General features: G+C 54.8%; 20 protein-coding genes and 1 pseudogene. 9 read left to right on the forward strand and 12 right to left on the reverse strand.

Features of this window, described 5'->3' with window-relative positions; all coding sequences use genetic code 11:
• Positions 1–143 precede the first annotated feature (143 nt).
• The gene (gene sodA / locus ABK821_RS12610; protein WP_138362835.1) at positions 144–764 is read left to right on the forward strand and encodes a superoxide dismutase [Mn]; all 621 of its coding nucleotides are present in this window, start codon (positions 144–146) and stop codon (positions 762–764) included.
• A gap of 72 nt (positions 765–836) precedes the next feature.
• Positions 837–1511 (forward strand): 6-hydroxyaminopurine reductase, encoded by a 675-nt coding sequence (gene yiiM, locus ABK821_RS12615; RefSeq protein WP_142503178.1) that lies wholly within the window; start codon positions 837–839, stop codon positions 1509–1511.
• A gap of 39 nt (positions 1512–1550) precedes the next feature.
• Here yiiM and cpxA read toward each other — a convergent pair whose 3' ends face one another.
• Together cpxA and cpxR are read right to left on the reverse strand one after the other, a co-directional pair.
• Complete coding sequence (gene cpxA / locus ABK821_RS12620; RefSeq protein ID WP_138362837.1) at positions 1551–2924, reverse strand: envelope stress sensor histidine kinase CpxA; 1374 nt, start codon at positions 2922–2924, stop codon at positions 1551–1553.
• Positions 2921–3619, reverse strand: coding sequence for an envelope stress response regulator transcription factor CpxR (cpxR, locus tag ABK821_RS12625; protein ID WP_138362838.1), 699 nt, complete (start codon positions 3617–3619; stop codon positions 2921–2923). The genes cpxA and cpxR overlap by 4 nt, the downstream gene beginning before the upstream one ends.
• A gap of 149 nt (positions 3620–3768) precedes the next feature.
• Between cpxR and cpxP the strand changes: the two genes are divergently transcribed.
• From cpxP to pfkA, 3 genes are all read left to right on the forward strand, one after another.
• Entirely contained in the window at positions 3769–4272 is a 504-nt protein-coding gene (gene cpxP, locus ABK821_RS12630; RefSeq protein ID WP_138362839.1) for a cell-envelope stress modulator CpxP, read from the forward strand.
• A 150-nt stretch (positions 4273–4422) separates the two neighbouring features.
• Positions 4423–5319 carry a CDF family cation-efflux transporter FieF gene (gene fieF / locus ABK821_RS12635; RefSeq protein ID WP_138362840.1) on the forward strand — a complete coding sequence of 299 codons (897 nt, stop codon included), beginning with the start codon at positions 4423–4425 and terminating at the stop codon, positions 5317–5319.
• A gap of 203 nt (positions 5320–5522) precedes the next feature.
• Complete coding sequence (pfkA, locus tag ABK821_RS12640; RefSeq protein WP_138362841.1) at positions 5523–6485, forward strand: 6-phosphofructokinase; 963 nt, start codon at positions 5523–5525, stop codon at positions 6483–6485.
• A gap of 59 nt (positions 6486–6544) precedes the next feature.
• On the opposite strand, the gene rraA is transcribed toward pfkA, so the two are convergent.
• The 7 genes from rraA to priA form a co-directional block, all read right to left on the reverse strand.
• Positions 6545–7030, reverse strand: a complete 486-nt coding sequence (gene rraA / locus ABK821_RS12645; protein ID WP_138362842.1) for a ribonuclease E activity regulator RraA — start codon at positions 7028–7030, stop codon at positions 6545–6547.
• Positions 7031–7122: 92 nt separating this feature from the next.
• On the reverse strand, positions 7123–8049 hold the full coding sequence (gene menA / locus ABK821_RS12650) for a 1,4-dihydroxy-2-naphthoate polyprenyltransferase (protein WP_138362843.1): 927 nt from the start codon (positions 8047–8049) through the stop codon (positions 7123–7125).
• 207 nt (positions 8050–8256) lie between these two features.
• The gene (gene hslU / locus ABK821_RS12655; protein WP_138362844.1) at positions 8257–9591 is read right to left on the reverse strand and encodes an HslU--HslV peptidase ATPase subunit; all 1335 of its coding nucleotides are present in this window, start codon (positions 9589–9591) and stop codon (positions 8257–8259) included.
• A gap of 9 nt (positions 9592–9600) precedes the next feature.
• Positions 9601–10131, reverse strand: a complete 531-nt coding sequence (hslV, locus tag ABK821_RS12660; RefSeq protein ID WP_138362845.1) for an ATP-dependent protease subunit HslV — start codon at positions 10129–10131, stop codon at positions 9601–9603.
• A gap of 90 nt (positions 10132–10221) precedes the next feature.
• Entirely contained in the window at positions 10222–11178 is a 957-nt protein-coding gene (ftsN, locus tag ABK821_RS12665; protein WP_138362846.1) for a cell division protein FtsN, read from the reverse strand.
• A gap of 90 nt (positions 11179–11268) precedes the next feature.
• Entirely contained in the window at positions 11269–12297 is a 1029-nt protein-coding gene (gene cytR / locus ABK821_RS12670) for a DNA-binding transcriptional regulator CytR (protein ID WP_142503177.1), read from the reverse strand.
• A gap of 150 nt (positions 12298–12447) precedes the next feature.
• On the reverse strand, positions 12448–14643 hold the full coding sequence (gene priA, locus ABK821_RS12675; RefSeq protein ID WP_343178852.1) for a primosomal protein N': 2196 nt from the start codon (positions 14641–14643) through the stop codon (positions 12448–12450).
• Positions 14644–14884: 241 nt separating this feature from the next.
• Between priA and rpmE the strand changes: the two genes are divergently transcribed.
• Positions 14885–15100: a 50S ribosomal protein L31 gene (gene rpmE / locus ABK821_RS12680; RefSeq protein WP_138362849.1), complete on the forward strand. Its 216-nt coding sequence runs from the start codon at positions 14885–14887 to the stop codon at positions 15098–15100.
• 101 nt (positions 15101–15201) lie between these two features.
• On the opposite strand, the gene metJ is transcribed toward rpmE, so the two are convergent.
• The gene (metJ, locus tag ABK821_RS12685; RefSeq protein WP_004869405.1) at positions 15202–15519 is read right to left on the reverse strand and encodes a met regulon transcriptional regulator MetJ; all 318 of its coding nucleotides are present in this window, start codon (positions 15517–15519) and stop codon (positions 15202–15204) included.
• Between the two features lie 267 nt (positions 15520–15786).
• On the opposite strand from metJ, the gene metB reads away from it, so the two are divergent.
• Together metB and ABK821_RS12695 are read left to right on the forward strand one after the other, a co-directional pair.
• Entirely contained in the window at positions 15787–16947 is a 1161-nt protein-coding gene (gene metB / locus ABK821_RS12690) for a cystathionine gamma-synthase (RefSeq protein ID WP_308561969.1), read from the forward strand.
• A gap of 2 nt (positions 16948–16949) precedes the next feature.
• Entirely contained in the window at positions 16950–19382 is a 2433-nt protein-coding gene (locus ABK821_RS12695; protein ID WP_138362851.1) for a bifunctional aspartate kinase/homoserine dehydrogenase II, read from the forward strand.
• Positions 19383–19517: 135 nt separating this feature from the next.
• Here ABK821_RS12695 and ABK821_RS12700 read toward each other — a convergent pair.
• A pseudogene (locus ABK821_RS12700) lies at positions 19518–19655 on the reverse strand (carboxymuconolactone decarboxylase family protein); the annotation flags it as partial.
• 362 nt (positions 19656–20017) lie between these two features.
• Here ABK821_RS12700 and metF point away from each other — a divergent pair.
• Positions 20018–20905, forward strand: a complete 888-nt coding sequence (metF, locus tag ABK821_RS12705; RefSeq protein WP_142503173.1) for a methylenetetrahydrofolate reductase — start codon at positions 20018–20020, stop codon at positions 20903–20905.
• Between the two features lie 188 nt (positions 20906–21093).
• Here metF and ABK821_RS12710 read toward each other — a convergent pair.
• Positions 21094–21310: hypothetical protein (locus ABK821_RS12710; RefSeq protein WP_395033948.1), on the reverse strand; the 217-nt coding region annotated here is incomplete at its 5' end.

A 21310-nucleotide genomic window follows, 5' to 3' on the forward strand; every position in this document is an offset into this window, starting at 1 on the left:
AAATCGGTTGTATAACGGACTGTTATAACCTTATTAAAAATACGGCATTGATAAGCGTTTTCAATATCATTTAATTAACTATAATGAACCAACTGCTTACGCGGCATTAACACTCCCGCCGCTCGACAATAATGGAGATGATTATGAGTTATACACTGCCAGACCTGCCGTACGCTTATGATGCCCTGGAACCGCACTTCGACAAGCAGACGATGGAAATCCATCACACTAAACACCACCAGACCTATGTTAATAATGCCAATGCCGCGCTGGAAAGCCTGCCGGAATTCGCCAGCCTGTCCGCTGAAGAACTGATCACCAAACTGGATCAGCTGCCAGCAGACAAAAAAACCGTTCTGCGTAACAACGCGGGCGGTCACGCTAACCACAGTCTGTTCTGGAAAGGGCTGAAAACCGGTACCACGCTGCAGGGCGACCTGAAAGCAGCTATCGAGCGCGATTTCGGTTCCGTTGACAACTTCAAAGCGGAATTTGAAAAAGCCGCAGCCACCCGTTTCGGCTCCGGCTGGGCGTGGCTGGTGCTGCAGGGCGACAAACTGGCGGTGGTTTCTACCGCTAACCAGGATTCCCCGCTGATGGGTGAAGCTATCTCCGGCGTTTCCGGCTTCCCGATTCTGGGCCTGGACGTATGGGAACACGCTTACTACCTGAAATTCCAGAACCGTCGCCCGGACTACATTAAAGCGTTCTGGGACGTGGTGAACTGGGACGAAGCCGCAGCGCGTTTTGCCGCCAAAAAATAAGGTTGCATTGTGCTGAACGAGAAGCGAGTCTGATGGCTCGCTTTTTTTATATTTGCAGCACAAGGAGCAGCGATGCACTATCCGGTGAATGTCTTTGTCGGCAAGGTAAGGGATTATGACGGCAGCCGTCCCAGCGCCATCGGTAAAATTCAGGTTGATGGCGAACTGACTCTCGGCGATTTGGGGCTGGAGGGCGATGAGCAGGCGGAGAAGAAAATTCACGGTGGGCCGGATCGTGCGTTGTGTCACTATCCCCGTGAACATTACCGTCACTGGGCCCGTGACCTGCCACAGCAGGCGGATCTTTTCTGTGCTCCGGCATTTGGCGAGAATCTTTCGACGGAAGGGCTGACGGAAAAAAACGTCTTTATCGGCGATATTTTCCGTTGGGGAGCGGCGCTGATTCAGGTGACGCAGCCGCGTTCCCCTTGCTTTAAACTTAACTATCATTTTGCCGTCAGCGACATGGCGCAATTGGTGCAAAACAGCGGCAAAACCGGCTGGCTGTATCGGGTGCTGGCGGGCGGGCAGGTGTTCAGCGATTCGCCGCTGGAGCGGGTTTCCCGGCTAAGCGATATCAGCGTCCATGAGGCGGGCGTGATTGCCTGGCAAATGCCGTTTGATGATGAGCAGTATCATCGCCTGCTGGCGGCCGCCGGGTTGTCGGTAAGCTGGAGCCGGACCTTGCAAAGACGGCGCTTAAGCGGACAGATTGAAGACAATTCGCGGCGGTTGTGGGGGAAATAATGTTCCCGGCTGGGGCAGCCTCAGCCGGGAGTGATGGCATCAGGTTCGCTTATACAGCGGCAGCCAGATAGTTAAGCGTAAACCGCCCAGCGGGCTGTCATCGGCTTTTACCCAACCGCGATGCTGTTGAATCGCGGTTTCGACAATCGCCAGTCCCAGGCCCGTGCCGCCAGATTCGCGATCGCGCGCTTCATCGGTGCGGTAGAACGGGCGGAAAATTTGCTCGCGATCCTCCGGGCTCACGCCAGGGCCATCGTCATCAACGTTAATCGTAATCCCGTCTTTGTCTACCGAGAAGCTGACGGAAATTTTAGTATGCGAGTAGCGCAGCGCGTTACGCACGATGTTCTCCAGCGCGCTTTCCAGCGCATTGGGATTACCGTACAGCGGCCAGGGCCCTGGCGGATACTCCACGGTGAACGATTTCCCTACCTGTTCGGCTTCAAATGTGGCGTTATCCAGCACTTCGCCCCAAAGCTGGTTGGCTTTTACCGTCTCGCTGACCAGCGCGGTTTTCGCTTGATTGCGCGACATTACCAGCAGGTCGTTGATCATGCTATCCAGCCGTTGGGCCTCCATCTCAATACGTTCCAGCTCTTTACTCTCGCCGCTGCGGCGGCGCAGTAGCGCCGTACCTAACTGCAAACGTGTGAGCGGCGTGCGCAGCTCGTGGGAGATATCGGATAGCAGACGATGCTGGCTGGACATCATGCGCTCCAGGGCCGTCACCATCTGGTTAAAGCTGGTTCCGGCGGCTAAAAACTCCTGCGGGCCGGATTCCAGCTCCGGGTGTTGTCGCAGGTTGCCCTGGGCGACCTCATCGGCGGCATTTTTTAGCTTACGTGCCGGTTTTGCCAGACTCCACGCCAGCCATAATAGCAGCGGAGCGCTAACTAACATGGTAACGATCAGCAGCAGTAACGGTCGATCGAAAAGCAGATTGATAAAGTCTGATTGCGAAGTGTTGGCAGGCCGAAGCAGATAGAGCTGGTAATTATCTTCCCCATCTTTGACGGAAAAAGGCCCGACCATTTCCAGGCGGCCATAGCGCTTTTTCTGCGGGTGAGCGGCGTTATCCGCCTGGCCGATAAAATTGCGGATGATCTGCATTTCGTTGCGTTCGGCACCGATAACGCGGCCTTCACTGGTAACCAGCAGTAAACGCTGGCCCGGCGGCGCCCACTTATCAATGGCGCGAAACAGACGACGCCACCACATCAGGTCGTTCGGCGGATCGTTCGCCAGCTCGGCCTCAACGTGTTGTTCGATCATGATGCCCTGACGTTGCTCACTCTCCAGCAGCTCCGTCATCTGGCGCGAATCCAGCTTGGGCAGCATCAAAACCAGCATCAACACCAGTGCCAGCGTCAGCCAGAAAATAGCGAAGATGCGTGCGGTCAAACTACCGATCATGAAGCCGATACCATCAGATAACCGCGTCCACGCAGGGTTTTAAACCAGGGATGGCCATCTTTGCGTTCCGGCAACTTACGTCGCAGGTTGGAGATATGCATGTCGATCGCACGATCGAACGGCGTCAGGCGTTTACCTAATACCTCCTGGCTCAGATGTTCACGCGATACCACCTGGCCAAGATGCTGCGCCAGCAGATAGAGCAGGGTGAATTCAGTACCGGTGAGCTCCAGCGTCTGACCATCGAAACTGGCTTCCTGGCGACCAGGGTTAAGGCTTAGCGCGTCCACTTCCAGCGTAGGCGAGCCGGCCTCGGTCGTTTGCTGCTGCTCGCTCCAGTGCGAACGGCGCAGAATAGCGCGTATACGCGCCACCAGCTCACGATCGTTAAACGGCTTGGGCAAATAGTCGTCCGCGCCCAGCTCAAGGCCGAGAACGCGATCCAGTTCGCTGCCGCGGGCCGTTAGCATGATGACCGGGGTCTGGTGTGTCTGACGCAACTCTTTAAGCGTATCGATACCGTTTTTCTTCGGCATCATCACATCAAGCAAAAGTAAATCAATGCTGTCGTCCAGAAGAGTCAGCGCCTGTTCCCCGTCATGGGCCACGAGCACATTAAAACCTTCCATATCGAGCAGCTCTTTTAACAGGGAGGTGAGCTCCCGGTCATCATCTACTAACAGGATTTTATTCATTGTTTAAATACCTCCGAGGCAGAAATTACGTCATCAAGGCTCGCTAATCCATGACTTTACGTTGTTTTACACCCCCTGACGCATGTTTGCAGCCTGCATCGTAGACTCTCTCTCGTTGAATCGCGACACAAACGTTTTGGGAGTATGTGATGCGCAATGTTCTCGCTGCCGTCATGGCCTCAACGTTGATGCTAAGTGTATCCAGCATGGCCGCTGAAATCGCAGCCAGCGTTAACTGGCTCCCCGGTGATGACGACAGCCAGCGCAACAGTCAGGGCCATATGTTTGACGGCATAAGTTTAACCGAACAGCAACGGCAACAGTTACGTGATCTTATGCAGCAGGCACGCCACGACAGGCCACCTGTTAATGTTAGTGAAATGGAGACAATGCATCGTCTTGTCACCGCAGAAAAATTTGATGAAAACGCTGTGCGCGCTCAGGCAGAAAAGATGGCGCAGGAGCAGGTTGCCCGCCAGGTTGAAATGGCAAAAGTGCGCAATCAAATGTATCACCTGCTAACGCCAGAGCAGCAAGCGATTTTAAATACTAAGTACCAGCAACGAATGGATCAGTTGCGTGAAGTTTCAAGGATGCAACAAGGCTCAGCAATAACGTTTTCGAGTAATAGCAGTACCCTGCAACCCCAGTAACAAACCCTGTTTTCCTTGCCATAGACACCATCCCTGTCTTCCCCCACATGATGTGGGGGTTTTTTTTATCTGTAATTCGGCGTTTTCCTTGTTCCCTGTCCCGGTAAAAGATCGGGTTATACTAAGCGCATTGCGAAGCAAGGAGCGTTTATGAATCAATCCTATGGGCAGTTGGTGAACCGCGCAGCTATTGCGGCGACGGTGATGGCCTCTGCGTTACTTTTGATCAAAATTTTTGCGTGGTGGTATACCGGCTCCGTGAGTATTCTGGCGGCGCTGGTGGATTCGCTGGTGGATATCGCCGCCTCGCTGACTAACCTGCTGGTGGTGCGTTATTCGCTGCAACCGGCTGATGAAGAACATACCTTTGGCCACGGCAAGGCGGAGTCACTGGCGGCGCTGGCGCAAAGCATGTTTATTTCCGGATCGGCGTTATTTCTTTTTTTGACCGGCATTCAGCACATTGTGCGTCCTGAGCCGATGAAGGCTGCCGGCGTTGGGATGGTGGTAACGCTGGTTGCGTTGTTAAGCACGCTGGCGCTGGTGACGTTCCAGCGCTGGGTGGTGAGAAAAACGCAAAGTCAGGCGGTGCGCGCGGATATGCTGCACTATCAGTCCGATGTTATGATGAACGGTGCAATTCTGGTGGCGCTCGCCCTCTCCTGGTACGGCTGGCATCGTGCCGATGCGCTGTTTGCATTAGGCATCGGTGCCTATATTCTATATAGTGCGCTGCGGATGGCTTATGACGCTGTTCAGTCATTGTTAGACCGCGCTCTTCCTGATGAGGAACGCCAGGAAATTATCAATATCGTGACCGGCTGGCCTGGGGTTAGCGGGACGCACGATCTACGAACGCGGCAGTCAGGGCCGACTCGCTTTATTCAGATTCATTTGGAAATGGAAGATAGCCTCCCACTGGTTCAGGCGCATAAGATTGCCGACCAGGTGGAACAGGCGATTCTGCGCCGTTTTCCGGATTCTGATGTCATTATCCATCAGGACCCCAACTCTGTGGTGCCGCTTGCGCAGCAGGGTGTTTTATGAGCTTTAGGTTATAGTCTGTAAACTTGATGTAAAAGTGTGGGGCGGATCGGCATTTTTTGTATAAATTACCGCCATTTGGTCTGACCTGAATCAATTCAGCCAGAAGCGTTTGATATACTATTGCAATTATTGATGTGCACTCCTGGTGAGAGGGCGCTTCAGGCAACAGGATTATTTTTTGCTTCCTAAGTTCAGAGGTAGTCATGATTAAGAAAATCGGTGTGTTGACAAGTGGCGGTGATGCTCCGGGCATGAACGCAGCAATTCGTGGCGTTGTGCGCGCAGCATTAACGGAAGGTCTGGAAGTTTTTGGAATCTATGACGGTTACCTCGGCTTGTATGAAGATCGTATGGTTCAGCTCGACCGCTACAGCGTCTCCGATATGATCAACCGCGGCGGCACTTTCCTGGGGTCAGCGCGCTTTCCGGAATTCCGTGAAGAAAAGGTGCGCGCCGTCGCTATCGAACACATGAGAAAACGCGGTCTGGATGCGTTAGTGGTTATCGGCGGTGATGGTTCCTATATGGGCGCCATGCGTCTGACCGAGATGGGCTTCCCCTGCATCGGCCTGCCAGGCACGATCGACAACGATATTAAAGGCACTGACTACACCATTGGTTTCTTTACCGCGCTGAGCACGGTTGTTGAGGCGATTGACCGCCTGCGCGACACCTCCTCCTCTCACCAGCGCATTTCTGTCGTTGAGGTCATGGGGCGTTACTGCGGCGACCTGACGCTGGCGGCGGCAATCTCCGGTGGCTGTGAATTCATCATGGTTCCTGAGGTTGAATACACGCGTGAAGACCTGGTGGCTGAAATTAAGGCCGGTATCGCCAAAGGCAAAAAGCACGCTATCGTGGCCATCACTGAGCATATGTGCGACATCGATGAACTGGCTCAGTTTATTGAGAAAGAGACAGGCCGTGAAACGCGCGCGACCGTTCTGGGCCACATTCAGCGCGGCGGTTCTCCGGTTCCTTATGACCGTATTCTGGCATCCCGTATGGGGGCGTATGCGATTGAACTGCTGTTGCAGGGCTTCGGTGGCCGCTGCGTCGGTATTCAGAACGAGAAACTGGTGCACCACGACATTATCGACGCCATCGAAAACATGAAGCGTCCGTTCAAAAGCGACTGGCTGGAGTGCGCGAAGAAGCTGTACTAAAGGTTCTGGCGGTAACAACAAGGCCTTCTCTCTGAGAAGGCCTTTTTTACGAGTGGATGTTACTCAATATCCAGGGGATCTTCGGAGAGGATGATCCCGGTATTATCGGCGTACAGATGATCGCCGGAAAAGAAGGTGACGCCGCCGAAGTTGACGCGAATGTCGCTTTCGCCAATACCTTCGCCCGCTGCGCCCACAGGAATAGCAGCCAGTGCCTGGATGCCAATATCCAGGTCTTCCAGATCGTCAACCTGGCGCACCGCGCCATAGATGACTAACCCTTCCCACTCGTTTTGCACGGCCAGGCGCGCCAGGTCTGCGTCAATTAACGCACGCCGAACGGAACCACCGCCATCAACCAACAGGACATGACCTCGGCCGTTCTGTTCGAGCAGATCGTAGAGCAACCCGTTATCCTCGAAACATTTCACCGTGATGATTTGTCCCCCAAACGACGACCGCCCCCCAAAATTGGAGAACAGAGGTTCCACGACGTTGACATCCTCCTGGTAGATGTCACAAAGCTCGGAAGTATCGTATTTCATAGGCTTAACGTTCAGTTGCTGCGAGAATTTCCAGTATATCGCGTGAATCGTGTTGTTGGCAAAATCATCAATTGTTAATTGATATTTGTCAGTTAACCGACAAGCTTATTGCAAATAATTCCGATAACAAACAACAGGTTGGTCAGTAAAGCGCCTTTTACGGTTCTTTCCAGCATCGGACGCATCGCTATCGGATCGCGCTCGCGCATCACAAAACGCGCCTGCTTGACCAGCAGAGGCGTAGCCAACAGGAACAACCAGCCCCAGAGGCTATGAAGGGACATGAGATTAAACAGCGCCAGGCACAGCAGCGAGCCAATCAACAGACAGGCATGATAACGGCGGGCGTTAACGGGCCCCAGACGTACCGCAAGGGTGTTCTTACCGTTGTCGCGGTCACTATCGATATCACGCAGGTTGTTAATATTCAGTACCGCCGTTGCCAGCAGGCCGCAGGCGGTTGCCGGTAAAAAAATGACCGCTTCAACGCTGTGTACCTGGAGGTACCAGCTTCCGACGACGCTGAGCCAGCCGAAAAATACCAGCACCGAAATATCGCCGAGACCGATATATCCGTAAGGACGCGTGCCGACGGTGTAAGTAATGGCCGCGATGATGGCCAGCCCGCCAAGCACCATAAAACCAATAAAGTCGGCCATAGTTTGCCAGGCAAAAAACAGCAGCGCCAGACCGGAGAGACAAATCAGCACCACGGTCAGCATTAACGCGCGTTTCATCTGCGCCTGGGTGATAGCCCCTTTTTGCATGCCGCGCAGGGGGCCAATGCGATCGGGTTTGTCGCTGCCTTTTACCGCGTCGCCATAATCGTTGGCCAGATTGGAGAGTATTTGCAGTAAACCCGCGGTAATAATGGCCAGTAGGGCGATCCAGGGATCGAAACGCCCCTGATGCCAGGCAAGAGCGGAGCCGACAATGATAGCGGCGAAGGCCAGAGGTAATGTTTTCGGGCGCAGGCTTTCCAGCCAGGCCTGGGTGCGAGTGATAGCGTGTTCAGTCATATGTCCCGGCCAATAAAAAATGGGGCTCTACCCATCATACTTCAAGCTGCGGGTGCGTTGGCTGCGGATTACCCGGCCCACCCATGGGCTTCGCCCCGGCGGGCGGGCACCAGCGTTGTTCAAAACGGTCAACCGTTTTGTCATGCAACTTGAATTATCAGGGTATCTATAGCCCCATCTATAGTGATGAAATTATATTGAACCGGATTATAAGATAAAACGACTCAGATCTTCATCTGCCACCAGTACATCCAGATGCTTACCGACATATTCCGCATCAATGGTCACGGTTTGCCCATTCATTTCACTGGCGTCGTAGGAGATGTCTTCGATCAGACGCTCCAACACGGTATGCAGACGACGGGCCCCGATGTTCTCGGTGGTTTCGTTAACCTGCCATGCGGCCTGAGCGATGCGCTTGATGCCATCTTCCGTGAACTCGATATTGACGCCTTCGGTTGCCATCAGCGCTTTATACTGCACAGTGATGGAGGCGTTTGGCTCGGTCAGGATGCGCTCAAAATCGTGTGTGGTTAGCGCTTTCAGTTCAACACGAATCGGCAGACGCCCTTGCAGCTCAGGGATCAGGTCCGATGGACTGGCCACCTGGAACGCCCCGGAGGCGATAAACAGGATGTGATCGGTTTTGACCATTCCGTGTTTGGTGGAGACCGTGCAGCCTTCAACCAGCGGCAGCAGGTCGCGCTGCACGCCTTCGCGTGAAACATCGGGGCCAGAAGTGTTGCCGCCACGCTTACAGATTTTGTCGATTTCGTCGATAAACACGATACCGTGCTGTTCAACGGCCTCAATGGCATCCTGCTTCAGCTCTTCCGGGTTTACCAGTTTCGCCGCTTCTTCTTCAACCAGCAGCTTCATCGCGTCTTTGATTTTCAGCTTACGCGGTTTTTGCTTCTGACCGCCGAGGTTCTGGAACATAGACTGCAACTGGCTGGTCATCTCTTCCATGCCCGGAGGGGACATGATTTCAACGCCCATCGGCGCAGCGGCGAGCTCGATCTCAATCTCTTTATCGTCAAGCTGCCCTTCACGCAGTTTTTTGCGGAAAGACTGGCGCGCCGCGGAAGGCTCCTGAGGCTGTTCGGCCTGACCCCAGTTGTTTTTTGGCGGGGGGATCAGTACGTCGAGGATGCGTTCTTCCGCCAGTTCTTCTGCGCGATAGCGGTTTTTATCGATGGACTGCATGCGAACCATTTTGATCGCCGCATCGGTCAGATCGCGGATAATTGAATCCACTTCCTTACCAACATAGCCCACTTCAGTGAATTTCGTCGCTTCGACTTTGATGAACGGCGCGTTGGCGAGCTTTGCCAGACGGCGTGCGATTTCGGTTTTACCGACGCCGGTAGGGCCGATCATCAGGATATTTTTCGGTGTGACTTCGTGACGCAGCTCTTCGTTAAGCTGCATACGACGCCAGCGGTTGCGCAGCGCGATGGCGACGGAACGCTTGGCGGCATCCTGGCCGATAATATGTTTGTCCAGTTCGCTGACAATTTCGCGTGGGGTCATTTCAGACATGGGAGATCCTTACGCTTTAGACGGTAATTCTTCGATGGTATGGAAGTGGTTGGTATAAATGCAGATATCACCTGCAATATTCAACGCTTTCTCTGCGATATCGCGTGCGCTCATATCGGTATTTTCCAGTAAAGCACGCGCCGCAGCCTGGGCGTAAGGACCGCCGGAACCGATGGCAATCAAATCGTTTTCTGGCTGCACCACGTCACCGTTACCGGTGATGATAAGTGATGCGTTTTCGTCAGCTACGGCCAGCAGGGCTTCCAGCTTGCGCAGCATGCGATCGGTTCGCCAGTCTTTCGCCAGTTCAACGGCGGCTTTGACCAGATGTCCCTGATGCATTTCCAGCTTACGTTCAAACAGTTCGAACAGCGTGAAAGCGTCAGCGGTGCCGCCAGCGAAGCCTGCGATCACTTTGTCGTTATACAGACGGCGCACTTTTTTCACGTTGCCTTTCATTACGGTGTTGCCCAGTGTGGCCTGGCCATCACCAGCAATCACGACATGACCGTTACGGCGAACACTTACAATTGTAGTCACGAGCAGACCCCTTGGTTACAAAAGCGAAATAGAGGCCCCGCAGTGATGCGGGGCAGAATGCAATTATAGATGGGGGGGATTTTGCGGGTTTCAACCCCTGACGGCGAGACGAATGCAGTTTGCGTGTCCGGCCATTTTCAGCCGTTCAATCATATTGCTGGCGTTTTCTTTGCCCTTCAGCGGCCCAATCACTACCCGGTTCCAGCCGTTATTGGTGGTGATGTGCGAGGAGAAGCCTTCAAATGCCAGTTGAGCACGAACGGTCTCCGCCTGCTCGGCGCCTTTGAAAGACCCACACTGAATCATCCAGCTACGATCGTCTTTTTTCTCCGTCGCCGCGGCTTTTGGCGCGTCCTCAACGCGGGTCACCGGAGCGGCGGCCTGAGTTTTAGGTTGCGTCGTATTGGTATGCGCAGGCGTTTGCAGCAGATCCTGATACGGCTGCTGATTTGATGCAGTTTGTTTCGGCTGCTGTACCGGTTTGGGCTGCTCCACAACCCGCGGCTGGGTGCGCGGCTGCTGGATCGGTGCCTGCTGCCGGGACTGCGCTAACTGTTGCTGAGCCAGACGCTGACGCTGCAGCGTTTGCTGGCGCTGTGCCGGTGTTTGTTCGTTCCACGGCACTTCGGTCAACTGCGTGGGCTGTTGACGCATATCGGCCTGCATTTGCGCCAGTAGCTGACGCTGCTCGTCCGTCAGTTGCTCCGGCTTCATGACTTCGCCGCCGGCTGTCGGTTCCGTTGGCGCACGTACTCCAGGCTGGCGGCTCTCCAGCTCTTTAATATAGCGCCAGCGCTCTTCTGGCTTTGGCGGTAAACCGTTGCCTGTCGCCTGGCGATTTTGCAATACCGCGGTTTCTTCTTTCTTATGGTGCGTAATGAAGTACAGTCCACCGATAAAGGCCACCAGCACGGCTGCCGCGATTGCGACCATAGCGGGTGACACCGCAGAAATGCCGCTTTGCTTGTTCCTTGAGCTTCGGGTATTGCTCTTTTTGCGCCGCGAAGAAGCCGGTTGGCTGCGGCGTACATAATCTCGTTGTGCCACTATCGTTTCGCTGTCTTATTCGTTTTTCAGCCCGACATGTTACTTAAGTGGCGGGCCTTTGACCAGAAGAGCAGGCCCGAAAGCCTGTGGTTATGTTCGGATATTGCGCGTACTACCGCGAATAATCAGCTCGCAGTCGAGTAGTCGTGAACCGCTGTTGACGTTATGCCCATGCAACTGATCCAGCAAAAGCAGCATCGCTTCGCGGCCAATATCAAAACGTGGTTGCGCAACTGTCGTCAATGGCGGATCGCAAAATTCAGACAAAGAGATGTTATCAAAACCCACAATAGAGAGATCTTCAGGCACTTTCAGACCGCGGCGTTTTGCCAGCGATAGCGCGCCCAGCGCCATAATATCGCTATGACAGAAGAGCGCCGTTGGCGGCACTGGCAGCGCCAGAAGTTGCTCCAGCGCCATGGCGCCGGCTTCATAAGTAAAATTGCCACGGGCGATGTAGTGCGGATCGACGGTTATTCCGCTGCGGCGCAGCGCCTGGACATAGCCTTGCAGGCGATAATGACATAGCGGCATCTCTTCCGGCCCGGCGATACAGGCAATGTGGCGGTGCCCCAGCTCGCGCAGGTAGTTAACGGCATTGAATGCGGCGGTGAGGTTATCAATATGCACTGTCGGCAGCTCCAGCTCGGGAGCAAACTCGTTAGCCATGACCATTGGCGGCAGATTGCGCTGCTCTTCCACGCCAGCATCGAAGGGTAAACGGGAGCCCAGCAGCAGCATCCCGTCGATCTGCTTGGTGATAATCAGATCGATAAAGGTTTTTTCCTGGCGATTCTGGTGGGCGCAATCGCCAATGAGGACCAGATATTCCTGCTTTGCCGCCGTGACTTCAATACCGCGAATAATCTCGCTGAAAAAGGGATCGCAAATATCGGGCACAATCACCAGGATGGTGCGCGATTCATTGCGTTTCATATTGCGTCCGAGCGATTGCGGCAGATAGCCGACTTCAAGTGCGGCCTGCTCTACCCGATTGCGGGTACTCTGCGAAACCTTATCGGGGTTCATTAACGCTCGGGATACGGTTGCCGTGGAGACGTTTGCCTTCTGGGCGACGTCTTTCATGGTGGCGGCAACAGCCTGTTTTTTGGGTTTCACCTGTTTTCTCCTCGCTGACCGGCGCAGACACATCCCTGGCGTTCTGACATCAGCCACATTTTTAACAGATAGTACATCCAGAGAGTTACAGAATTTTCATCAAAAACGTGATGGAGGTTAGATTTTTCGATCCGCCTCGCAATAGACGTCTTAGCTTTCAATAGGATCGACATCCACAATCCATTTCACTTTGCGTGCTTCCGGTAGCGTGTTTATCAATGCCAGCGTCCCGCTGACGATATGCTGCAGATGCATGCGCGACGGGTGCTGGAGAAGAATTTGCCAGCGCCAGCGCCCTCCGCGCTTTGGCGCCAGCGCCGGAACAGGACCGAGTATCCACAGCTTATTGTCGGCCAGCGGGCTGGCCTGTAATAGATTGCGTAACTGCTGTAAAAAGAGCGGGGCCTGCTGATTGGTATGATCTTCCGCGCGAATCAGTACATGGCTGGTCCACGGCGGGAGCTGCATGCTTTGTCGTTCTGCCAGAGCCTGCCCGGCAAAGGCGTCATAGCCTTTATACAGCAGCGTTTGCAGCAACGGGTGTTCCGGGTGGTGAGTCTGCAGGATCACCTCGCCCTGTTTACCGGCACGTCCTGCCCGACCTGAAACCTGAGTGTAGAGCTGGGCGAAGCGCTCCGCTGAACGGAAATCAGCGGAAAATAGCGCGCCGTCAACATCCAGCAGGGAAACCAGCGTCACGTCCGGGAAGTGATGGCCTTTCGCCAGCATTTGGGTGCCGATAAGAATACGCGCGCCGCCGCGATTCACGTCGGCAAGATATTGCTCCAGCGCACCTTTGCGGCTGGTGGTGTCTCTGTCGATACGCGAAATGGGTATACCAGGAAACAGCGGGCCCAGCGCCTGTTCAAGCTGTTCGGTGCCCAGGCCGACCGGTACCAGGTGCGTCGAACCGCAGGAAGGGCACTGGCGCGGAACCGGGCGCTGGCTGTCGCAGTGGTGGCAGCGCAGATGCTGCTGGGCCTGGTGCAACGTATAGTAGCTGTCGCAGCGCGGGCATTCGGCGATCCAGCCGCAGTCGTGACACAGCAGCGCCGGCGCGAAGCCGCGGCGGTTTAAAAACAAAATCACCTGGTTATCGGCCTGTAGATGCTGACGCATGCGACCGATCAGCGCCGGAGAAAGCCCGGCCTGCAACGGCTGACCTTTTAAATCCAGAACATGTTGTTGAGCCGGGCGCGCATTGCCTGCGCGTTTGGTCAGTTTCAACTGGCGATACTTGCCCTGGCGGACGTTATGCAGCGTCTCCAGCGCCGGCGTCGCCGAGCCGAGAATGATCGGAATTTGCTCGCTATGGGCGCGCCAGACCGCGAGGTCCCGTGCGTGATAGCGCCAGCCTTCCTGCTGTTTATAAGAGCTGTCGTGCTCTTCGTCGATCACGATCACTCCGAGATCTTTAAATGGCGTAAACAGTGACGAACGAGTGCCGATCACAATCGCCGCTTCACCGTTTTTGGCTTTCAGCCATGCGGAGAGGCGCTCGCTGTCGTTAAGGCCCGAATGCAGTACTTCTACCGGGGCGTTAAAACGGTGGCGGAACCGGGCGATAGTCTGCGGCGTCAGGCCGATTTCCGGCACCATGACCAGCGCCTGACGCCCCTGCGCCAGTACGTTTTCGAGAACGCTCAGATAAACTTCCGTTTTCCCGGAGCCGGTGATCCCGGCCAGCAGCCAGGCGGAAAAACTGTCTGAGGCGCTGTGAATGGCCCCAACGGCGGTCGCTTGTTCGGTGTTGAGGCGCAGGCGCTCGCCGGGCACCGAAAAGCTTGCCCGCCAGTCGGTAATGGCCGGCGCTTCGCTGGCCAGTTCGGCAAGACCTTTACTCCTCAGTGCCTGTAAAACGGTATCGCTAAATTCCAGCTCGGCAACCTGATGCCGCCAGATTTTTCCCTGACGCAGGGCCACCAGCGCTTTTTGCTGCTTTGGCGAGCGCTTAAGGCTGTTTATGTCAACCGCTTGCCCCTGTTCGCTGGCAAACCAGTACCATAGCGGGGTCGCGTTGGCAGGTTTCCCCTGGCGGAGCGGAATGGGCAGCGCGTGGAATAACACATCGCCAATGGGATGGTGGTAGTAGTCCGCTGCCCAGAGCAGCAATTGCCAGACTGAAGAGGAGAACACCGGTTCGGTGTCGAGGGCCTCAGCAACCGGCTTGAGGTCGTCGAGCGGTAATTCACTGTGTGTGCCGATCGACACGACAATGCCCGTCCGTTCCTGTTTACCGAACGGGATGCGCACGCGGCAGCCTGCTTTGACCGGCATACCGTCAGGCAGCACATAGTCAAAGGTGCGGGGCAGCGGAACGGGCAGGGCAACGTGAGCGACGAGCATGTAATCTTCCTGACTTGAAATCTGGCGGGTTAGTATACACATTGTGGTAAAGGGGCGCGGATCAGTTTGCATATGCTGGTTAAATTCTGTATGATTCGCCGCCTTTGATGCATGTTGTCCGGCATCAAAATCTATTACCCGGGGATTTCACTTAGCGGGATCGCGCCGGGAAATTATTAACATCGCGTGGTGTCTGGCGTTAGGGCTGGAAGAGCGACGCGGCCTTAACTGAGGTTCTCCCATGAAAAAAGATATTCATCCGAAATACGACGAAGTTACTGCTTCCTGCTCTTGCGGTAACGTCATGAAAATCCGTTCTACCGTAGGTCACGACCTGAACCTCGACGTGTGCGGTAAATGCCACCCGTTCTACACTGGCAAGCAGCGTGATGTTGCGACCGGTGGTCGTGTTGACCGCTTCAACAAGCGCTTCAGCTTACCGGGTTCCAGCAAGTAAGTTGCTGAAGAAGCCGCCTCAGGGCGGCTTTTTTGTGTTTTTCGCAGTGCAATACCGCGAAAGGAAAAGGGCAGAAGCGCACTTTTGCCCTTTTTACTGGCTTAATATTCCCACGTATCCGGGTCGATCCCCATCTCACGCATAATCTGTTTCGCCGCTTCCGGGATTTCATCGCTGCGCTCTTTACGCAGGTCTTCATCGTTAGGTAACGGTTGACCGGTAAAGGCATGCAGGAATGCTTCACACAACAGTTCGCTGTTGGTGGCGTGACGCAGGTTGTTCACCTGACGACGCGTGCGTTCATCGGTGAGGATTTTTAACACCTTCAGAGGAATGGAAACCGTAATTTTTTTTACTTGCTCACTCTTCTTACCGTGCTCAGCGTATGGGCTGATATATTCGCCGCTCCATTCAGCCATGAGTTACCTTAATCCTCTGTTTATTTAGTTAAGGGCCAGAAATGCAAATTCAGGCCATACTTGCGCGTAGTTTACCGTAGAGGGGCGCGTCTGACACCAAACAAGCCGCCATGGATGTGCGCTAATGCATATAATTTTAACGGCTATTTCTCGTTTGCTCAATCTATACGCAAAGAAGTTTAGATGTCCAGATGTATTGACGTCCATTGTAACAATGTTTACTCTGGAACCTGACTTTTCACCGATTCAGCTCAGGAACTCCCCAACATGACGCGTAAACAGGCCACCATCGCAGTGCGTAGCGGTTTAAATGACGACGAGCAGTACGGTTGCGTTGTCCCGCCGATTCACCTCTCCAGCACCTATAACTTCACCGGATTTAACGAACCTCGCGCTCACGACTATTCTCGCCGCGGTAACCCAACCCGTGATGTGGTTCAGCGTGCGCTGGCAGAGCTGGAGGGCGGCGCAGGAGCGGTTCTGACCAATACCGGTATGTCGGCGATTCTGCTGGTTACCACCGTTTTCCTGAAACCTGGCGATCTGCTGGTGGCGCCGCATGACTGCTACGGCGGCAGCTATCGCCTGTTTGATAGCCTGGCAAAACGCGGCAGCTATCGCGTGCGGTTTGTCGATCAGAATGACGAACAGGCGCTGAGCGCCGCGCTGGCGGAAAAACCGAAGCTGGTGCTGGTGGAAAGTCCAAGTAATCCATTGCTGAGGGTGGTGGATATTGCGAAAATCTGCGGGCTGGCGCGTGAGGCTGGCGCGGTGAGCGTCGTGGATAACACTTTCCTGAGCCCGGCATTGCAGAATCCGCTGGCGCTGGGCGCCGATCTGGTGTTGCATTCATGCACCAAATATTTGAACGGCCACTCTGATGTGGTGGCCGGAGTGGTGATCGCCAAAGATCCGGCCACTGTCACCGAACTGGCATGGTGGGCGAATAATATCGGCGTTACCGGCGGCGCATTTGATAGCTACCTGCTGCTGCGTGGTTTACGTACGCTCTCTCCGCGTATGGAGGCGGCGCAACGTAATGCGCTGGCGATTGTCGACTATCTGAAATCGCAACCGCTAGTAAAAAAACTGTACCATCCGTCGCTGCCGGAAAACCAGGGACATGAGATTGCGGCGCGTCAGCAAAAAGGTTTTGGCGCAATGTTAAGTTTCGAACTGGATGGCGATGAGCAGACGCTGCGTCGTTTCCTGAGTGGACTATCCCTGTTCACGCTGGCGGAATCACTGGGAGGCGTAGAAAGCCTGATTTCCCATGCGGCGACAATGACTCACGCGGGCATGTCGCCTGAAGCGCGTGCGGCAGCGGGGATCTCAGAAACGCTGTTACGTATTTCAACCGGTATTGAAGATGGTGAAGATTTAATTGCCGATCTGGAAAATGGCTTCCGGGCAGCAAACGAGGAATAAACATGAGTGTGATTGCGCAGGCAGGGGCGAAGGGTCGTCAACTGCACAAATTTGGTGGGAGTAGTTTAGCTGATGCGAAATGTTACCTGCGCGTCGCGGGGATCATGACGGAGTATTCGCAGGCGGGCGATATGATGGTCGTCTCTGCAGCAGGCAGTACCACCAACCAGTTGATCAGTTGGCTGAAGCTCAGCCAGACGGATCGCCTCTCTGCGCATCAGGTGCAACAATCGCTTCGTCGTTATCAGATGGATCTGATATGTGGATTATTGTCAGCGGAGGCTGCGGATACGCTGATCGCGATGTTCATTCAGGATCTTGAACGGCTGGCCGCTCTGCTTGATGGCGGTGTTACGGATGCAGTCTACGCCGAGGTGGTCGGTCACGGTGAAGTCTGGTCAGCTCGCCTGATGGCGGCGGTGCTGAATCATCTGGGTATGGACGCCGCCTGGCTGGATGCGCGTAGCTTCTTACGCGCCGAGCGCTCCGCGCAGCCGCAAGTGGATGAGGGGTTGTCTTATCCACTTTTGCAACAACAGATGGCACAGCATCCGAATAAACGCCTGGTGGTGACGGGCTTTATTTCGCGCAACAACGCCGGGGAAACCGTGCTGCTGGGGCGTAACGGTTCCGACTACTCCGCCACGCAAATTGGCGCCCTGGCCGGGGTGTCTCGCGTTACTATCTGGAGCGACGTGGCCGGGGTCTACAGTGCGGACCCGCGTAAGGTGAAAGATGCCTGTCTGCTGCCGCTGCTGCGTCTTGATGAAGCCAGCGAGCTGGCTCGTCTGGCGGCACCGGTGCTGCATGCCCGTACGTTACAGCCGGTATCCGGCAGCGATATCGATTTACAATTACGCTGTAGCTACACCCCGGATCAGGGGTCGACGCGTATCGAACGCGTGCTGGCTTCCGGCACCGGGGCGCGTATTGTCACCAGCCATGATGATGTCTGCCTGATTGAGTTCCAGGTGCCGGCGGGTCAGGATTTCAAACTGACATATAAAGAGCTGGATGCGATTTTAAAACGCGCTCAGCTGCGTCCGCTGGCCGTCGGCGTTCATGCCGATCGTAAGCTGCTGCAGTTTTGCTATACCGCCGAAGTTGCTGACAGCGCGCTGAAACTCCTGGATGAGGCTGGCCTGCCGGGCGAGCTGCGCCTGCGTCAAAATCTGGCGCTGGTGGCGATGGTCGGCGCGGGGGTGACCCGTAATCCGCTGCACTGTCACCGCTTCTGGCAGCAACTGAAAGGGCAGCCGGTGGAGTTTACCTGGCAATCAGAAGAGGGGATCAGTCTGGTGGCGGTGCTGCGCGCCGGGCCAACCGAGAGCTTGATTCAGGGCCTGCATCAGTCGCTGTTCCGCGCGGAAAAGCGTATTGGTCTGGTGCTGTTTGGCAAAGGGAATATTGGTTCCCGCTGGCTGGAACTGTTTGCCCGCGAGCAGACCACGCTTTCCGCGCGCACGGGTTTTGAATTTATCCTTGCCGGGGTAGTGGATAGCCGCCGTAGCTTGCTCAATTATGCCGGTCTTGATGCCAGCCGCGCGCTGGCTTTCTTTAATGATGAAGCCGTGGAACAGGATGAAGAGTCGTTGTTCCTGTGGATGCGCGCGCATCCGTACGATGATTTGGTGGTGCTGGACGTGACAGCCAGCGAACAACTGGCCGATCAGTACCTCGATTTCGCCAGTCATGGTTTCCATGTTATCAGCGCAAATAAGCTGGCGGGCGCCAGTAGCAGCAGTAAGTATCGTCAAATCCGCGATGCGTTTGAGAAAACGGGCCGTCACTGGCTGTATAACGCCACCGTGGGGGCCGGTTTGCCGATAAACCACACGGTGCGCGATTTGATTGATAGCGGCGATACCATTCTGGCGCTGAGCGGCATTTTCTCCGGCACGCTCTCGTGGTTATTTTTGCAGTTTGACGGTACGGTGCCGTTTATTGACCTTGTCGATCAGGCCTGGCAGCAGGGGTTGACTGAGCCGGACCCGCGGGTCGATCTTTCCGGGAAAGATGTCATGCGTAAGCTGGTGATTCTGGCGCGTGAAGCGGGCTATGACATCGAACCGGATCAGGTACGCGTCGAATCGCTGGTGCCAGTTCACTGCGAAGAGGGGTCTGTCGATCATTTCTTCGAGAATGGCGAAGAGCTGAATGACCAGATGCTGCAGCGCCTGGAAGCGGCGCGTGAAATGGGTCTGGTGTTGCGCTACGTGGCGCGTTTTGACGCCAATGGTAAAGCGCGCGTGGGCGTTGAAGCAGTGCGCGAAGATCATCCTCTGGCGTCGCTGCTGCCGTGTGATAACGTTTTTGCTATCGACAGCCGCTGGTATCGTGATAACCCGCTGGTGATCCGCGGGCCGGGCGCCGGTCGCGACGTCACCGCCGGCGCGATTCAGTCCGATATTAATCGACTGGCGCAATTGCTGTAAGATCGCGTAAAAGGTTCGTGTAAGCGCAGGCCATTTTATGCTGTCGCGCCCATCCGCCGTCCTGGCGGCCAGAGGATGGGCGCCTGGGTTCTCAGCAGAACGTCCCATTAACCTGACATAGCGGATCTTTTCAGATTAATGTGCGGCAAAAACTTCTTTGGCGGCAAACAGGCCATTCAGAGCCGCCGGGAATCCGGCGTACACCGCCATCTGCATAATAACTTCCGTCATTTCTTCTCGCGTCAGCCCGACATTTAACCCTGCGGCGAGATGCTCTCATTGCCGTATCACAAGCCGTTAATCGCAGCATTACTCGCATCATTTTCGGCCATTCAGCTTGAATGGGTAGTGTTTCGCCATCTGGACGATGCCAGCCAGCAGCTTCCGCCTGGCCTGGGTGTTGTGACACTGCCTGGCAACAATCGTTTGTCTGATGAGTTGATAGCAGTATTTGAAAAATCATGGGGTTAGTGGACGTGACATGAATCAATTTCATCTTGTCTGAATATTCCTCACTCTTTACGCTGATTTTTCTATTGACGCCTGCATACTTTTCCGTCATTTTTACATCTGGACGTCTAAACGTATAGAAGTTCGCGATACGACAAACAAAAATGCGATTGATGAGGTAAGGTATGAGCTTTTTTCACGCCAATCAGCGGGAAGCCCTGAATCAGAGCCTGGCGGAAGTGCAGGGGCAGATTAATGTCTCCTTTGAATTCTTTCCGCCGCGCACCAGTGAAATGGAGCAAACACTATGGAAATCCATCGATCGCCTGAGCAGCCTGAAGCCGAAATTTGTCTCCGTCACCTATGGGGCTAACTCCGGTGAACGCGATCGTACCCATAGCATTATTAAAGGGATAAAGGAGCGTACTGGCCTGGAAGCGGCGCCGCATCTGACCTGCATTGACGCCAGTCGTGATGAGCTGCGTACCATCGCCCAGGATTACTGGGACAGCGGGATTCGCCATATTGTTGCGCTGCGCGGCGACCTGCCGCCGGGCAGCGGCAAGCCGGATATGTACGCGGTCGACCTGGTCACGCTGTTGAAAGAGGTGGGGGATTTTGATATCTCCGTCGCCGCTTACCCGGAAGTGCATCCGGAAGCTAAAAGCGCGCAGGCAGATCTGTTGAATCTGAAGCATAAAGTGGATGCGGGGGCGAATCGCGCGATTACCCAGTTCTTCTTTGACGTGGAAAGCTACCTGCGTTTTCGCGACCGTTGTGTCTCCGCCGGCATCGACGTAGAGATTATTCCGGGTATTCTGCCCGTTTCGAACTTTAAACAGGCGAAAAAGTTTGCCGATATGACCAATGTCCGTATTCCGGCGTGGATGGCGAAAATGTTCGAAGGCCTGGATAATGACGCCGAAACTCGCCAACTGGTGGGAGCCAACATCGCCATGGATATGGTGAAAATTTTAAGCCGCGAAGGCGTCAAGGATTTCCACTTCTACACGCTAAACCGTGCGGAAATGAGTTACGCGATTTGCCACACCCTGGGCGTGCGTCCGGCATAATTATTTTCTCAGCGGCGGCGATACTCTCTCGCCGCCGTTTCTGGGTTCCGTGACCCGGCAGAATCGTTAAAACAGGTTTGTTATCCGTCTCATACATACCCGCCAAAGGTGGGCATGTGTGCCTGATGCCGTTCACTTAAGCAAATCATCGGTGTTGTCTTTTGTTTTATTTGTCAGCGGCAATCGCATTATTGGTGGTTTAAACGAAAATCTAATTCGGTTGATTCACTAACTGAGCTGATACAGGCTGAAATATAAAGGATATAACTTTTTTTATGATTTTCAGCCTCTGAAAAGCCACTGACGAATAACGGACTCACCGCATGGGGGTTGGGCGCATCAAGGAAACCTGGCGGGAACGCAGGCGCGCATCCAGGACTGGCCGCCAGGACGGCGGCCAGAGGG

Source organism: Klebsiella sp. KE9456 (genome assembly GCF_043832615.1).
GTDB classification, from domain to species: Bacteria; Pseudomonadota; Gammaproteobacteria; order Enterobacterales; family Enterobacteriaceae; genus Klebsiella; species Klebsiella indica.

Bases quoted from the DNA above. Each gene is read 5' to 3' on its own strand.
- metF (WP_142503173.1), top strand. From the start codon at position 20,018: ATGAGCTTTTTTCACGCCAATCAGCGGGAAGCCCTGAATCAGAGCCTG.
- menA (WP_138362843.1), bottom strand. From the start codon at position 8,049: ATGACTGAACACGCTATCACTCGCACCCAGGCCTGGCTGGAAAGCCTG.
- cpxP (WP_138362839.1), top strand. From the start codon at position 3,769: ATGCGCAATGTTCTCGCTGCCGTCATGGCCTCAACGTTGATGCTAAGT.
- cpxR (WP_138362838.1), bottom strand. From the start codon at position 3,619: ATGAATAAAATCCTGTTAGTAGATGATGACCGGGAGCTCACCTCCCTG.
- rraA (WP_138362842.1), bottom strand. From the start codon at position 7,030: ATGAAATACGATACTTCCGAGCTTTGTGACATCTACCAGGAGGATGTC.
- metJ (WP_004869405.1), bottom strand. From the start codon at position 15,519: ATGGCTGAATGGAGCGGCGAATATATCAGCCCATACGCTGAGCACGGT.
- rpmE (WP_138362849.1), top strand. From the start codon at position 14,885: ATGAAAAAAGATATTCATCCGAAATACGACGAAGTTACTGCTTCCTGC.
- hslU (WP_138362844.1), bottom strand. From the start codon at position 9,591: ATGTCTGAAATGACCCCACGCGAAATTGTCAGCGAACTGGACAAACAT.
- ABK821_RS12695 (WP_138362851.1), top strand. From the start codon at position 16,950: ATGAGTGTGATTGCGCAGGCAGGGGCGAAGGGTCGTCAACTGCACAAA.
- priA (WP_343178852.1), bottom strand. From the start codon at position 14,643: ATGCTCGTCGCTCACGTTGCCCTGCCCGTTCCGCTGCCCCGCACCTTT.
- pfkA (WP_138362841.1), top strand. From the start codon at position 5,523: ATGATTAAGAAAATCGGTGTGTTGACAAGTGGCGGTGATGCTCCGGGC.
- sodA (WP_138362835.1), top strand. From the start codon at position 144: ATGAGTTATACACTGCCAGACCTGCCGTACGCTTATGATGCCCTGGAA.
- metB (WP_308561969.1), top strand. From the start codon at position 15,787: ATGACGCGTAAACAGGCCACCATCGCAGTGCGTAGCGGTTTAAATGAC.
- fieF (WP_138362840.1), top strand. From the start codon at position 4,423: ATGAATCAATCCTATGGGCAGTTGGTGAACCGCGCAGCTATTGCGGCG.
- cpxA (WP_138362837.1), bottom strand. From the start codon at position 2,924: ATGATCGGTAGTTTGACCGCACGCATCTTCGCTATTTTCTGGCTGACG.
- yiiM (WP_142503178.1), top strand. From the start codon at position 837: ATGCACTATCCGGTGAATGTCTTTGTCGGCAAGGTAAGGGATTATGAC.